Genomic DNA, 13,640 nt, shown 5'->3' on the forward strand with positions numbered 1-13,640 from the left:
TTTATTCGCTAAAAGCACCCACGCTTGTTAGTTTTTTATATCTCTCTTCCATTCTCTGCTCGTTAGACATTTGACGCAATTTTTTAAGTTCACTTAAGAAATACTCTCCAATTGCAGCAGCAGCACTATCTCTATCTCTATGTGCTCCAATTAGTGGTTCTGCAATAATATCATCTATTAGATTTAACTCTTTCAAATCTCCACTTGTAATTTTCATGGCATTTGTTGCAGATTCCACTTTTGCGGGGTCATTCCATAAAATAGCAGAGCATCCCTCTGGTGAAATAACACTAAAAACCGAATATCTCATCATTGCAAATCTATCCGCTACGCCTATTGCCAATGCTCCACCACTTCCGCCCTCACCAATAACTACAGAGATACTCTGAGTATTTAGTTGTGATAACTCTAAGAGATTTCTAGCTATAGCTTCACTCTGATTTCTCTCCTCAGCACCAATTCCAGGATATGCACCAGGAGTATCTACCAACATAAGAAGAGGAAGGTTAAACTTTTCAGCAAGCTTTGCAGCACGTAAAGCTTTACGATAACCTTCAGGATGAGGCATACCAAAGTTTCGTTTTATCTTATTTTTAGTTCCACGACCTTTTTGCTCACCTATTACAACAACCTTCTCTTCCCCAATGTAACCAATATAACAAAGGATAGCCGCATCATCACGAAAATGTCTATCTCCATGAATCTCATATTTATCTCTCATAAGAAGATTTATATAATCAAGCGCATATGGTCTATCAACATGTCGTGCAAGTTGGAGTTGTTGAAAGGGAGAAAGATTTGTAAATATCTTTGAAACTTCTTTATCTAAGTTTTTCTTCAGTGATGCAACAAGTCCATCATCATGACGAACCTGTGCAGATATAATGTCTTCTTGGATTATTTTTATTTTCTGTTCAAAGTCTAAATATGTTGCCAATGTGGACTCCTTATACTTAGATTTTTCTAAAAATTAAAACGCCATTTGTTCCACCAAAACCAAATGAGTTGCTCATTACAGTATTTAACTCGGCACGTCTAGCCTTGTTTGGAACAATATCTAAATCACAATCCTGATCTGGTGTTTCATGGTTTATAGTTGGAGGGATGATTCCATCACGCATTGCCATTAAACATACAACAGCCTCGATTCCGCCAGCTGCACCAAGGCAGTGACCTATTTGACCCTTAATTGAACTCATTGGAGGACAGTTCTCTTTTCCGCCAAGAAGCTCTTTTACTGCTTCTGTTTCATTTTTATCATTAATTGGCGTACTTGTTCCATGAGCATTTACATAATCTAGTTTAGGTTTTCCTGCCATTGCGTAAGCTGCCTTCATAGCACGAGCAGGGCCATCAAGGCTTGGAGTAGTAATATGACTTGCATCTCCACTCTCTCCAAAACCTATAATCTCTCCATAGATCTTTGCCCCACGTGCAATAGCGTCTTCATATACCTCAAGAATTAGTGCCGCAGCGCCTTCTCCCATTACAAACCCATCACGATTAGCGTCAAATGGACGAGAAGCTTTTTTTGGCTCTTCATTTCTTGTTGAGAGTGCTTTCATAGCAGCAAATCCGCCAACACCCGCGCCAGTTACAGCGCACTCTGCAGAGACTACTAACATCTTATCTGCACCACCACACATAATAGTCTTTACCGCTTCGCTTATCGCATGAGTTCCAGCAGCACATGCTGTAACACTAGATAAATTTGGACCTTTTGTTCCATGCTCAATTGAGACAAAACCACCAAGCATATTCACAAGTGCACCTGGAATAAAAAATGGGCTTATTCTTCGTGGACCTTTTGTCTCTATAATAATAGAATTTTTTTCAATGGAAGGCAGTCCGCCAATACCAGAGCCAGCGCTTATACCAAATCTATCCATATCAATTTCTTGAGAAAAATTTGCATCAGCCATTGCCTCTTGAGCCGCTTTTAATCCAAGATGGATAAATCTATCAGCTTTTTTAACCTCTTTTGGCGACATTACTGTCTCAGGATCAAAATTTTTAACTTCTCCTGCAATTTTTACGCTGTAATTTTCTGGGTCAAAAAGAGTAATAATATCTATTCCACACTCGCCCTCACAGATAGCTTTAAAAGAGCTCTCTTTATCATTTCCAACTGCATTTATCATTCCCAATCCAGTAACTACAACTCTTTTCATAAAAATCTCCATATAAAATATAAAATACTTTTAAAAATTTAGTTTGCTAAACTTTAAAAAGTATTTCTACCGAGTATATTCTCGGTAGAATCTTAGATAATTATTTACTTTCGATATAGTTAACTACATCTTTAACAGTTCTAATTTTTTCTGCTTCATCATCAGGAATTTCGATATCAAATTTCTCTTCAAGAGCCATTACCAATTCAACTACATCAAGGCTATCAGCACCTAAATCCTCAACAAACTTTGAGTCCTCTTTAACTTCATCAGCGCTTACGCTTAATTGTTCAACTACTACCGCTTTAATATCGTCTAAAAGTGCCATTCTAGCTCCTATGTTTATGTGTAAAATCTTGGAATTGTAGCACATTTAACTTAAATAAACTCTCTTGCTATCAAATAAAAAGAGGTTCTCTAGGCTCTAATAAGCGATTATTTATAACTATTTTTATTAAACCAGAAACCTTGCATTTGCCTATTTTGAGCCTATTTTTATCTTTTTTTAAAAAGCTCTACTGCTCTTTTTGATGCCTCTTTGTGAGTAACTATTGGTTTTGGATAATCTTTTATATCGGCACAAAGAAGGTACTCTTCTTTGTGAATATTTTTTATCTCAATTGTAGAGAGTTCACTAACATATCTCTTTATATAAAGAGCCTCTTTATCAAATTTTTTACTCTGCAAATATGGATTAAAAATTCTAAAATATGGCTGTGGATCCACCCCAGTTCCTGCACTCCATTGCCACGAAAGTACATTACTTGCTTTATCATAATCAAGCAGATGTTCTGCAAAAAATCTCTCTCCCCACTGCCATGGAAGAAGTAAATCTTTTGTAAAAAAAGAGGCTACCACCATTCGAACTCTGTTGTGCATGTAACCAGTTTTTAAAAGTTCTCTAACTCCAGCATCCACTATTGGCACGCCTGTTTTAGCGCTGCAAAAGGCTATAAATTTCTCTTTATCTTCTATACCATTGAAGCTATATTTATAGTTTTCACTCTCTACATGTGGTGTATGAAAAAGTGCGTAAGCGTAAAAATCTCTAAAAATAAGCTGTCTTATAAATGGCTCACTAACTTCTGCGAGCTTTAGTACTTCAAGTAAAACTTCTCTAATAGAGATAGTACCAAAACGTAAATCAACGCTTAAGCTTGAAGAGATATCAACATCTAAAAAATCTCTCATCTGGCTATATTTTGAGATATTTTTTTTAAAATTCTCAAGCTTTTTTTGAGGAGCTATAATATTTAAGTTTTGAGCTTTAAATCCAATTGATTCTATAGCTAAAGATAGTTTTGTTATGCCTATATCTACTTTTGTAATTCCCTCATAATCACTACCGATTAAAATATTTTGAGCAATTTTTTTCTCTTGCAAATCTTTTACATGTAGTGCAACTCTTGCTTTTTTATAAAAAGGAGTAAAGACAAAATATGGAGAGCCATCATCTTTTAGAATCTCTTTGGGCTTAAATATATATGTGTCATGCAGGTATCTAAAGTGTAGTTTGTGTGAGATATGCAAATCTCTACTCTTTGCATAACTATCATAATCTCCAGATGCCACAACCTCATCAAACTTACTTAAATGCTCAAAAACAGCCTCTGGAGTTCCATAAAATATCTTTAAATCTAGTCCGATGTGTTGTAAATCACTCTTTAGTTTTAAAAGATAATGAAATATAAAAGTTACTCTCTTATCATCTTGCGATAACTCTTTTAATATATTTTCATCAAATATAAAGATAGGTAAAACCTCTCCACCAAGAGTTAGCAGAGGATTATCTTTTACTCTTAAATCTCGTCTAAACCAAAGTACTCTCTTCAAGGCTGCTCTACTTTGAGCTAAGCAAACTTGAGCGTAAAGCCAACTCTTTTGGGTATGGATCAAGAAAAGCTTGCCCTAAGAGATAGCTAGTATTGTATTTTTTAGCATAGAGTTTTATGGTTGAGAGCGGAACAACAATAGGCACTATTTTTTGCGCATACTCTTCTATCTGCTCATGCAGTGTCTCTTTTTCAACACTGCTTAGCTCATTTTTAAAAAAACCGCTCATATGTTCTAGTACATTTCTATTTCTTCCAATGGAGCTTTTTTTGGAGATAGCCACCTTAAAGTTGTACTCATAGTTTGAGAGAAGTTCATCAAATGGCAGTTTTTCATGGTTTCCAACAATATTTCCAAGAACTCTATAAATTTTCTCATCTTTTGCTTGAAGCAGAAACTTATTTTTTGTATGAAAATCAACAACCATTTTTATTGTTGGATTACTCTTTTTTAAAACTTCAAATGAGTTGTACGCAAAGAGTTGCATGATAAAATTTTCTCTTAGCCAATCATCTTGAAGCCTTCCCTCCTCCTCCATTGGAAGCAGTGGAAACTTCTCTTTGCAGATAGTTACAAACAATCCATCTGCTTTTGAATCAGCAAAACCATTCTCTAGATAAGCTTTTGCACTTCCCATCCCACAACTAGGCGATTTTGACTTAAAAATTATCCCACTTAAATCATTTTGTACGATTTTACGAAACTCTTGATATGATTTATCCTGAAGCTCATTAGTCAAATCATCGCCGTTTTTGTTTGAAATTATACGGTAACTATCTTCTTTGTTTACAAGTCTGATAGAAGGTCGAGGCACTCCAAAGGCTATAATTTCAGGGCAAAAAGGAGCAAAAGAGGCATATTTTCCAAGCTCATCAGTTATGAATCTATCATGTTTGTGCCCACCATCAAATCTCACTTTTTCACCAAGCAAACATGCCGATACAGCTATTTTCATATAGTGCCTTTTTTAAATCTTTTTATAACAAAAACATGGCATTACGCCATATTCATTCCACCATTTACTTTTAGCGTTTCACCTGTTATGTAACTTGAGTGATCAGAGAGTAAAAATGCAGTTGCTTCTGCTATTTCACTAGGATTTCCAAAACGACCCATCGGTATCTTTGATGTAAAGCTACCTTTAATCTCATCGCTCAACACATCCGTCATCTCTGTTGCTATAAAACCTGGAGTGATGGTGTTGTAACGGATACCGCTAGATGCTGCCTCAAGTGCAAAACTCTTAGTCATAGCGATAACTCCGCCTTTGCTTGCAGAGTAGTTAGTCTGTCCAGCGTTTCCAGTTTCACCTACAATTGAAGCGATATTTACAACTGAGCCAGATTTTTTCTTTCTCATAACTTTCATAGCTTCACGACAACCCACAAAACATGAGAGAAGGTTGGCATTTATAACCGACATAAAATCTTCACTCTTCATACGGAGTGCTAATTTATCGTTTGTAATTCCTGCATTGTTTACTAGGTAGCTTAGTTCTCCATCACAGTCAACTATAGTTTTTATCGCATCAACAAATGCTTCTTCAGAGCTTACATCAAAGCCGATAACTGCGGCTCTTCCACCATTTGACTCAATCGCATCTTTTATAGCGTCTGCTTCTGTTGCACCGCTTCTGTAATTTATCCAAACCTTTAGTCCATAACCAGCTAAAACTTTTGCTATCTCTGCACCTATGCCACGACTAGAACCCGTTACTAAAACGTTTTTTCCACTAAATTTCATACTATTTTTCCTTATTTTTTAAACTAAACTATGATCCATCTCTTTGGGAATCTCAAGCCCCATAAGCTTTAAGATAGTTGGCGCTATGTTATTGAGTCCACCATCTTCTACTCTGCTTACTCCCTCTGCTTCAACAAAACACCAAACTTTTCCAGCTGTATGATTTGTTAAAATATTTCCATCATCATCTCTCATCTCTTCACAATTCCCATGATCTGAAGTGATAAGAACTGAGTAATCCATCTCTTTTGCTTTTTGTAAAATCTTGCCAAGTTCGCTATCTACCGTATTTACTGCAATTTTCGCTGCTTCAAGATTACCAGTATGTCCGACCATATCGCCATTTGCAAAGTTTACAACTATAAAGTCATACGCCTCATCCATGCCCTTTAGTACAACTTCACCAACCTCTTTTGCGCTCATCTGCGGCTTTTCATCGTAAGTTCTAACATTTGGCGAGGGGATGAGAACTCTTGTCTCATTCTCGTATGGCTCATCAATGCCACCATTAAAAAAGAATGTTACATGCGCATATTTTTCTGTCTCGGCAGTGTGAAGCTGTCTTAATCCAGCACTAGATATAACCTCACTGAGAGTGTTTTTTGGCGAATCTTTTTTAAAGAGCACAGGATAAGAGAAGTTTTTGTCATACTCTGTAATAGTTGCTACATGTAGCTTTATATCTGACTTTTCAAATGAGCTGAAATTACTCTCCCCAATAGCTGTTGTAATCTCACGCATTCTATCACTTCTAAAATTTATCATCAAAACGCTATCATTATCACTCATGCCATCATATCCATCAAATGCAATTGGCTCTATAAATTCATCCGTCTCATTTTTTGCGTATGAAGCGTCAATATATTCAGATGGATTTAGAGTGGTTTTTGGCTCTGCCTTTACTATCGCTTCGTACCCTTTTTGCACTCTCTCCCAACGGTTGTCTCTATCCATTGAGTAAAAACGACCAGATACAGTAGCTATCTTTATATTTGCGCCTAAGTGTTTTTCAACCTGTGCAAGATACTTTTTTGCAGAAGTTGGAGAGACATCTCTACCATCTGTAATAAGATGTAAAAACACTTCTTTACCCTCTTTTGCCGCAATATCTGCAATTCCCATAAAATGATCTATATGTGAATGAACTCCGCCATCGCTCATAAGTCCTATGAGATGAAGTCTGGAAGATTTTGCCAACAGTTCCCTAAAGGCTTCATTGTCTCTAAATCTATTTTCACTAAGAGAGAGAGAAATTTTTACCAAATCTTGATAAAGTACTCTGCCGCTGCCCATGCTCATATGACCTACTTCAGAGTTACCCATCTGCCCCTCAGGAAGTCCAACACTAAGACCATGCGTTTCTATAAAAGAGTGAGGAGTATTTGAAAACAGCTTGTCGTATGTCGGCTTTTGAGCATTGTAAAATGCGTTATATTCCATCCCAGATGAGTAACCAATACCATCTGTGATGACTAAAATAGCTTTTTTTGCCAATACATTTCCTTCATAATAAAAGTTTTATGCAATTATACTATAATGTCATTTTTATTTATAAGGACTACCCACTTTGCTGTACTGGCTCTCAGAAATACTTCATATAAACATACTTGGATACATAACAATACGCGCTGGGATAGCTTTCTTTTTAGCCCTATTTTTTACACTTTTTTTAATGCCTCGCTTTATAAGATGGGCACAATCAACCTCTAGCCATCAACCTATTAATGAGTGGGCGCCACAGAGACATCAAGGCAAAGCAAAAACCCCTACTATGGGCGGAATTGTCTTTATCTTCGCAACTATTTTAGCTTCACTAATTAGTATAAAATTTTCTAATCTTTATGCAGTTGGTGCAGTTTTAACACTCATATTTTTTTCTATTATTGGTTTTAAAGATGATATTGCAAAAATTAAAAAAAATGAGAACCTCGCTGGGTTAAAAGCTAAAACAAAGCTAATTTTACAAACTACTTTTGCACTTATAATCTCCATATTTTTGTACACTCTCTCTGATTTCAACACCTCTTTATATGTTCCATTTTTAAAAAATCCTCTATTTGATATGGGTATTTTCGCTATCTTTTTTTGGGTGATTGTGATTATTGCAACATCAAATGCAGTAAACCTTACAGATGGACTTGATGGGCTAGCGACTGTTCCATCTATTACTGCCCTTGCATCTTTTAGCATTATAATTTATATAACGGGCAACGTAACTATGAGCTCTTATCTTCTTATGCCAAATATAAACATAGGAGAAGTAGCCATAGTATCAAGTGCGCTGATTGGGGCTTTAAGCGGATTTTTGTGGTATAACTGCCACCCTGCTGAAGTTTTTATGGGAGATAGCGGTTCTCTTACTATTGGAGCTTTTTTAGGCTATCTTGCGATTATCTCAAAGAGTGAGATTTTACTTCTTTTAATAGGCTCTATTTTTGTGATAGAGACGCTATCTGTAATCCTTCAAGTAGGAAGTTATAAACTAAGAAAAAAAAGAGTCTTTTTAATGGCTCCAATACATCACCATTTTGAGATGAAAAACTGGGCTGAAAATAAGATAATAGTCAGATTTTGGATTATTGCTACGCTATCGAATGTTATAGCGCTTATTACTCTAAAGATTCGTTAATGCAAAGAGTATCACTGTTTGGTTATGGCAAAACTACAAAAGCGCTCTCAAAACTTTTTAAAAATCCCATCTTTTATGATGATAAGTGCACAAAACCTTTTATTGATGAAGATGGCTTTAGAGTAAAACCTGCATCTGAATTTAATCCCTCTTACTCTGATTTAGAGATACCCTCCCCTGGAATTGCACCCTCAAATGCACTTATCAAAAGAGCAAAAAATCTCATTAGTGAGTATGACTGTTTTGCTCATGCAGCGCCACTTTGCGTTTGGATAAGCGGAACAAACGGAAAAACTACAACTACTCAAATGATGCAACACCTACTCAAAGACAAAGGGTCTCTTGAGGGCGGAAATATAGGAACTCCTTTAGCTGATTTGGATCAAAATGCTCAAATTTGGATACTAGAAACTAGCTCATTTACGATTCACTACACAAACAAAGCTTCGCCAAATATCTATGTTCTTCTCCCTATCACACCAGACCATTTAAGTTGGCATGGAGATATGGATGAGTATGTAAAGGCAAAGCTAAAACCGCTCTCTAAGATGAGAGAAGGTGAAGTAGCAATCATTCCAAAAGCCTATAAAGATGTAGTGACTTCTTCTGCTTATACTATTTTTTATGAAGATGAGAAAGATTTAGCAAAACACTTTGATATAGATACAAAAAGAGTGAATTTCAAAGGTGCTTTTTTGATGGACGCACTTTTGGCTATGGCAGTTGATAAGATACTTTTTGACAGAGTTAATTATGAAAAAATAAACTCTTTTGTTATAGATCCACATAGGCAAGAAGAGCTTAGCGACATCAAAGGTCGCCTATGGGTAAATGACACAAAAGCGACAAATCTAGATGCAACCATTGTAGCCATGAAACGATACAATGATTTTTTTGTTCATCTTATTTTAGGCGGCGATGATAAGGGTGTGGATTTAAATGAGCTTTTTATTTTTCTAAAAAATTGTAATGTTAAGATTTATAACATCGGCTCAAACAAAGATAAGCTCTCAGATCTTGCAAAAAAGTATGCTGTTGAGTTTGAGCTTTGTAAAAATCTCTCAGACGCAGTTGCGAAAATTGATAGGAGTCTAAAGAATGGTGAAGTGGCTCTTCTCTCTCCAGCAGCTGCAAGTCTTGATGAGTTCAAATCTTACGCACACAGAGGGGATCAATTTAAAGATGCCATCAAAGAGCTAAGATGAAGAGAGTAGCAATCCTTGCTTCATACAATGGAAGCGGTTTTGATGCGCTACATGTAGCGCTTAAAAATGGTGAACTCTCTATAGAAATCCCATTAGTTATATCAAATAACAGTAGCGCCAAAGTCTTAAAAAATGCTATAAATTACGGCATTGACAATTTTGTTGTTAACTCGAAAACAGACCAAAATCCAGATGAAAAAATAGAAGAGCTATTAAATGAGTATCAATGCGAATATCTATTTCTATCTGGTTATATGAAAAAAGTCGGTATCAATATCTCAAAAAATTTCAAAGTTATAAACTCACACCCCGCCCTACTTCCAAATTATGGCGGCAAGGGAATGTATGGCCGATTTGTACATGAAGCTGTTATAAAAAACAGTGAAAAAACCAGCGGTGTAACTATTCATGAAGTGAATGAAAATTATGACGAGGGAAAGATTATTTTACAAAAAGAGCTTATATTAGATAAAGATGAAAGTGTTGACTCACTAGAAAAAAAAATTAAAGAACTTGAACAAATTACAATAGTAGAAGCATTTAAAAACATCTAAACTCATTTGTAAGCTAACTTTCAGCCCCCCTTAGATAAAATCACGCTCTTAAAAGATGGCCAATTAGCTCAGTCGGTAGAGCAAATGACTGAAAATCATTGTGTCCTTGGTTCGATTCCGAGATTGGCCACCACTTTAAAACCCCAAAAATATGAGGTTTCAGAGGCTTTTAAAAAGTTCTTTAAGTTTTGTTAAAAAACTTTTTTTACTACAATTTTACTACAGCTTGATTTTTACTGCTAAAATGGATAAAATTCAAACAATTTATGGCTAATTAGCTCAGTCGGTAGAGCAGTTGACTGAAAATCAACGTGTCCTTGGTTCGATTCCGAGATTAGCCACCACTTCATAATCTCTAAAATACGAACTTTAAACTACTTTTAACCAACACTTTAAGATATGTTTCTTTTAAGAGGACGCAGGAGCAATGAAGTGAGAACTCTTCACTTTGAGGATATTGATTTTGAAAACAAACTCTATACAGTAAGAGACAAAAACAACAAAACCCGTAAAAATATGACTTATATGTTAGACGATGAACTCATAGAACATCTTGAAATTATAAGAGAAAGTAAAGGCTTAATTTTTAAGTCACCGATAACAGGTGAAAAATTAACAGCTATTCCAAAAAAGCTATGGGCTCGAATACAGGAAGAAGTCGGTATTAAAATGCGCATTCATGATTTTAGGCATCTACTAGGCTTTACGCTTGTAAATAATAATGTACCGTTAGAGTATATATCCAAAGCTTTGGGACACTCTAAAATAACTACCACGCAAAGATACTCAAATCAAAAAGAGTTAATGGCAAAAGAAGCTGTTGATGTGTTTTTGGGGATTGTTAAAAAATGAAGATTAGGGGGCAAAAAAAAGGCTAGAGGTTAATTACTCTCTTGAGCTATGAAAAAGTCAATTATCAACTACCTTTGTAGTATCATTTTGCATTTGTCTCTTTGCTCTTAAAAAAAATCCCCGCTCTTGAACTCTATCGAAAAACACTGGCTACTTCAATAACCTTTCAAATGTTCAAAGCATGTGAATTTTAACCGAGTTCGGACGAGGTGGTCGGCAAAGCCGAAATATTCATGTGCGAAAATGTATTTGTGTCTTTGGCTCTTGCCCCGTTTTTTTATTTAACTTTTTTGGATTATTAAGAGAGAGAATAAGTAGTTATAAGAGGGTAAAATCCCTCTTAAGAAAGTTTTTTGAGGAAGTTTGTAGCTGTTTTTCTATGAACTCCAGCTTCTTGCGCTAGAGAGTGAGGGTTAATATCTTTTCCATATAGTCTTAAAATATTAATCGCCATTTGACATTTAGAGTTTGCTTTTGAAGATCTTGCTTTTGTAGCTTTAGCAGCTGCATCTGTTCTTGTCATTATATACTCCTTTTGAGTGTACACTTCTGTTAAGTGAAATGTACAGTGCTAATCATCCACTTTTTTTTCATCTGGGAAAAGCTCTTTTCCTTTAAAAAGATAATATCCAGCTCTTGCTATTAACTCAAGAGAAGATAAAGCAACTATCACAAAAAATGTTAACAGTAGTAAGATACCTAATATTGAAAATATTTCTGCACCGCCCCACATCAAAAATATTGATAATATCGGGAATATGATATATATTGAGAACTTCAAAGCTTTTTTTGCAAATTCTGATTTAAAATGATATGAGTTTTCCTTGATAACAGTAGTTCCGCAATGCGGACACTGCATTGCATTTGTTGATATCTTTTTTCCACATTCGTGACACATAATTAACGCCATTATTTTTCCTTTATGTTTTTGTGAAAGAAGCAGCTTGAGCCGCCTCTTTTTTTCTCGCTCTCTTTGCTCTTAAAAACCCTCGCTCTGAAATTTTAAATAAAAAAACGAACTGCGTATATGATGCTAGAAATGTTCAAAGCATGTGAATTTTAACCGAGTTCGGACGAGGTGGTTTTGAACTCGTTCAAAAAATATTCATTTGCGAAAATGTGTTTGCGTTCACTCGCTCTTAAGATGCTTGAGCCGCTTGCATTGTTGCACTTGCACCGTTTGACTTTTTGTTTTTGGTCTTTTGATACTCTTCGTTCTGCCATCTGTAGAAATCGTCCACTTTTGTATCATAGATAAAATCTTTGTGTATCATAGGATAATCCACATAATCACTTTTACCGACATAGAGTGCGCCGCTCTCCGGTAGATATGTCACATGATGAAAATTAGCAGATAGTTTATCCATCTCCGACCAGTCTAATATATTTGACTCTTTTGTGGTTTCGCTTTGGTGGTTGTTTACTGTTTTGTAAATACCATATTCCCATTTACCTATTTTTTTATCCAAAATCTCTCTTGTGCTAATATCTTGAACAGAAAATATCATTAAACCAAAACATGTTGAAATTAGCAGATCTCTTTCTTCTTCATCTGATGGTAGCTTTTGAAGAGCAGAAAGAATTGCAGAGCCTTTTGAGCGTGTCATAGTGTGCAGAATCTTTCTCGCTTCCATTATTAAATTTATTGATAGGTACTCATCGAGCAAAAACGCCGTGATTGATTTTGAAACAACATACTCCGGTTGTGATGCTTGATGCATCGCAACGCAAGCAGTAAAACCTGTAAAAAGTGGGTTCAAGCTGATTCTATATGTATTTTTCATCAACATCCAAATTTTACTTTGATGTTTTCTCTCGTACCAGTCGCTAATTGTAAAGCTTTTTTTGCCTTGCTCTATTAAAAAAGCCGTCATTTGAAGAGGCTCTAATATGAGTTTCATAGTGGATGCTACATCTTTTGCACTCTTTTGATTTCCTGTTTCAATCTCTTTAAACATGTACTCAAGCTCTGCTAGAAAAACTTTCCATTTTTCTTTTGGGTCTTGAATATCAATAGTTAGCTTTGCGATTTGTGAGTATCTTTCTCTTGCAGAACTGCTGAAAAAACTTTCATCTTTTGTGGCTTCATTAAGAGCGTTTACGATATAAAACTCTATTATAGGTATGGGTTCTGACATCAAATCCCAGCATGACCCTCTTTCATCAAAAGGATTTAAAATAAAGTCCTTTCGCTTGTTGTAAAACTTAGTCAACATATCGCCTTTTTGCTCATTCACGAGCATTCTGTCGTAAAAATCGTTATCTATCCAATTCATAAGAGTAGTGGTTTTGCCGCCTTTCATCGGAGCTATGAGAAGAAAACTCTCAACAAAAGACAAAGCTGGGATATGAATTTGAGCAGGTTTAAAAAATGGGAATTTTAATGGCGATAGCTCTCTTTTAAATCTATCGCTAAAAACAAAATTATCAAGCTTTATATTATTTTTTGCACTCTTTTTAAATCTGTTTTTTAAATTGGTGTTGTTCCACCAAAAGTTACCTTTCAATCTTTTTGAGGGATTTGGAAAACTGCTATCCGAGAACGGATGCCAATTTATGCCCTCGATATCAAATCGTTTTTTTTCGTAATACCACATTAGTGTCAATATTGGCACTAATATATACATCGCAAATTCAAACATATTCATAATTT

Annotated in this window: 14 protein-coding genes and 2 tRNA genes; 6 read left to right on the forward strand and 10 right to left on the reverse strand. The window is 35.5% G+C overall.

All coding sequences use genetic code 11. The annotated features are described in order from the left end of the window. Window position 1 precedes the first annotated feature (1 nt). From accA to gpmI, 7 genes are all read right to left on the reverse strand, one after another. On the reverse strand, window positions 2–937 hold the full coding sequence (gene accA, locus SUDEN_RS08365; protein WP_011373226.1) for an acetyl-CoA carboxylase carboxyl transferase subunit alpha: 936 nt from the start codon (window positions 935–937) through the stop codon (window positions 2–4). Window positions 938–953: 16 nt separating this feature from the next. After that, a complete protein-coding gene (locus SUDEN_RS08370; protein WP_011373227.1) occupies window positions 954–2,171 on the reverse strand; it encodes a beta-ketoacyl-ACP synthase II in 1,218 nt (405 codons plus the stop codon). Between the two features lie 100 nt (window positions 2,172–2,271). Continuing rightward, complete coding sequence (gene acpP, locus SUDEN_RS08375; RefSeq protein ID WP_041672290.1) at window positions 2,272–2,499, reverse strand: acyl carrier protein; 228 nt, start codon at window positions 2,497–2,499, stop codon at window positions 2,272–2,274. A gap of 167 nt (window positions 2,500–2,666) precedes the next feature. Continuing rightward, the gene (locus SUDEN_RS08380) at window positions 2,667–4,004 is read right to left on the reverse strand and encodes a cryptochrome/photolyase family protein (protein ID WP_011373229.1); all 1,338 of its coding nucleotides are present in this window, start codon (window positions 4,002–4,004) and stop codon (window positions 2,667–2,669) included. A 7-nt stretch (window positions 4,005–4,011) separates the two neighbouring features. Beyond that, entirely contained in the window at window positions 4,012–4,959 is a 948-nt protein-coding gene (locus SUDEN_RS08385) for a YbgA family protein (protein ID WP_011373230.1), read from the reverse strand. 41 nt (window positions 4,960–5,000) lie between these two features. Further along, window positions 5,001–5,747 (reverse strand): 3-oxoacyl-ACP reductase FabG, encoded by a 747-nt coding sequence (gene fabG, locus SUDEN_RS08390; RefSeq protein ID WP_011373231.1) that lies wholly within the window; start codon window positions 5,745–5,747, stop codon window positions 5,001–5,003. Between the two features lie 18 nt (window positions 5,748–5,765). Continuing rightward, window positions 5,766–7,241: a 2,3-bisphosphoglycerate-independent phosphoglycerate mutase gene (gene gpmI, locus SUDEN_RS08395; RefSeq protein WP_011373232.1), complete on the reverse strand. Its 1,476-nt coding sequence runs from the start codon at window positions 7,239–7,241 to the stop codon at window positions 5,766–5,768. Window positions 7,242–7,314: 73 nt separating this feature from the next. On the opposite strand from gpmI, the gene mraY reads away from it, so the two are divergent. From mraY to SUDEN_RS08425, 6 genes are all read left to right on the forward strand, one after another. Then, window positions 7,315–8,376, forward strand: a complete 1,062-nt coding sequence (gene mraY, locus SUDEN_RS08400) for a phospho-N-acetylmuramoyl-pentapeptide-transferase (protein WP_011373233.1) — start codon at window positions 7,315–7,317, stop codon at window positions 8,374–8,376. After that, the gene (gene murD / locus SUDEN_RS08405; protein WP_011373234.1) at window positions 8,376–9,581 is read left to right on the forward strand and encodes a UDP-N-acetylmuramoyl-L-alanine--D-glutamate ligase; all 1,206 of its coding nucleotides are present in this window, start codon (window positions 8,376–8,378) and stop codon (window positions 9,579–9,581) included. The genes mraY and murD overlap by 1 nt, the downstream gene beginning before the upstream one ends. Next, on the forward strand, window positions 9,578–10,135 hold the full coding sequence (locus SUDEN_RS08410; protein ID WP_011373235.1) for a formyltransferase family protein: 558 nt from the start codon (window positions 9,578–9,580) through the stop codon (window positions 10,133–10,135). Before murD ends, SUDEN_RS08410 begins: the two co-directional genes overlap by 4 nt. A 57-nt stretch (window positions 10,136–10,192) precedes the next feature. Then, window positions 10,193–10,268 (forward strand) — tRNA-Phe (locus SUDEN_RS08415). A gap of 135 nt (window positions 10,269–10,403) precedes the next feature. Beyond that, a tRNA-Phe gene (locus tag SUDEN_RS08420) sits at window positions 10,404–10,479 on the forward strand. A gap of 55 nt (window positions 10,480–10,534) precedes the next feature. Continuing rightward, window positions 10,535–10,987 (forward strand): tyrosine-type recombinase/integrase, encoded by a 453-nt coding sequence (locus SUDEN_RS08425; RefSeq protein ID WP_011373236.1) that lies wholly within the window; start codon window positions 10,535–10,537, stop codon window positions 10,985–10,987. 340 nt (window positions 10,988–11,327) lie between these two features. On the opposite strand, the gene SUDEN_RS08430 is transcribed toward SUDEN_RS08425, so the two are convergent. The 3 genes from SUDEN_RS08430 to SUDEN_RS08440 all read right to left on the reverse strand — a co-directional run bounded on the left by SUDEN_RS08430 (window position 11,328) and on the right by SUDEN_RS08440 (window position 13,635). Then, the gene (locus SUDEN_RS08430; RefSeq protein WP_011373237.1) at window positions 11,328–11,510 is read right to left on the reverse strand and encodes a hypothetical protein; all 183 of its coding nucleotides are present in this window, start codon (window positions 11,508–11,510) and stop codon (window positions 11,328–11,330) included. Window positions 11,511–11,558: 48 nt separating this feature from the next. Further along, entirely contained in the window at window positions 11,559–11,897 is a 339-nt protein-coding gene (locus SUDEN_RS08435; RefSeq protein ID WP_011373238.1) for a zinc ribbon domain-containing protein, read from the reverse strand. Window positions 11,898–12,126: 229 nt separating this feature from the next. Beyond that, window positions 12,127–13,635, reverse strand: a complete 1,509-nt coding sequence (locus SUDEN_RS08440) for a type IV secretion system DNA-binding domain-containing protein (protein WP_011373239.1) — start codon at window positions 13,633–13,635, stop codon at window positions 12,127–12,129. Window positions 13,636–13,640: the final 5 nt, after the last annotated feature.

Source organism: Sulfurimonas denitrificans DSM 1251 (assembly GCF_000012965.1).
GTDB classification, from domain to species: Bacteria; Campylobacterota; Campylobacteria; order Campylobacterales; family Sulfurimonadaceae; genus Sulfurimonas; species Sulfurimonas denitrificans.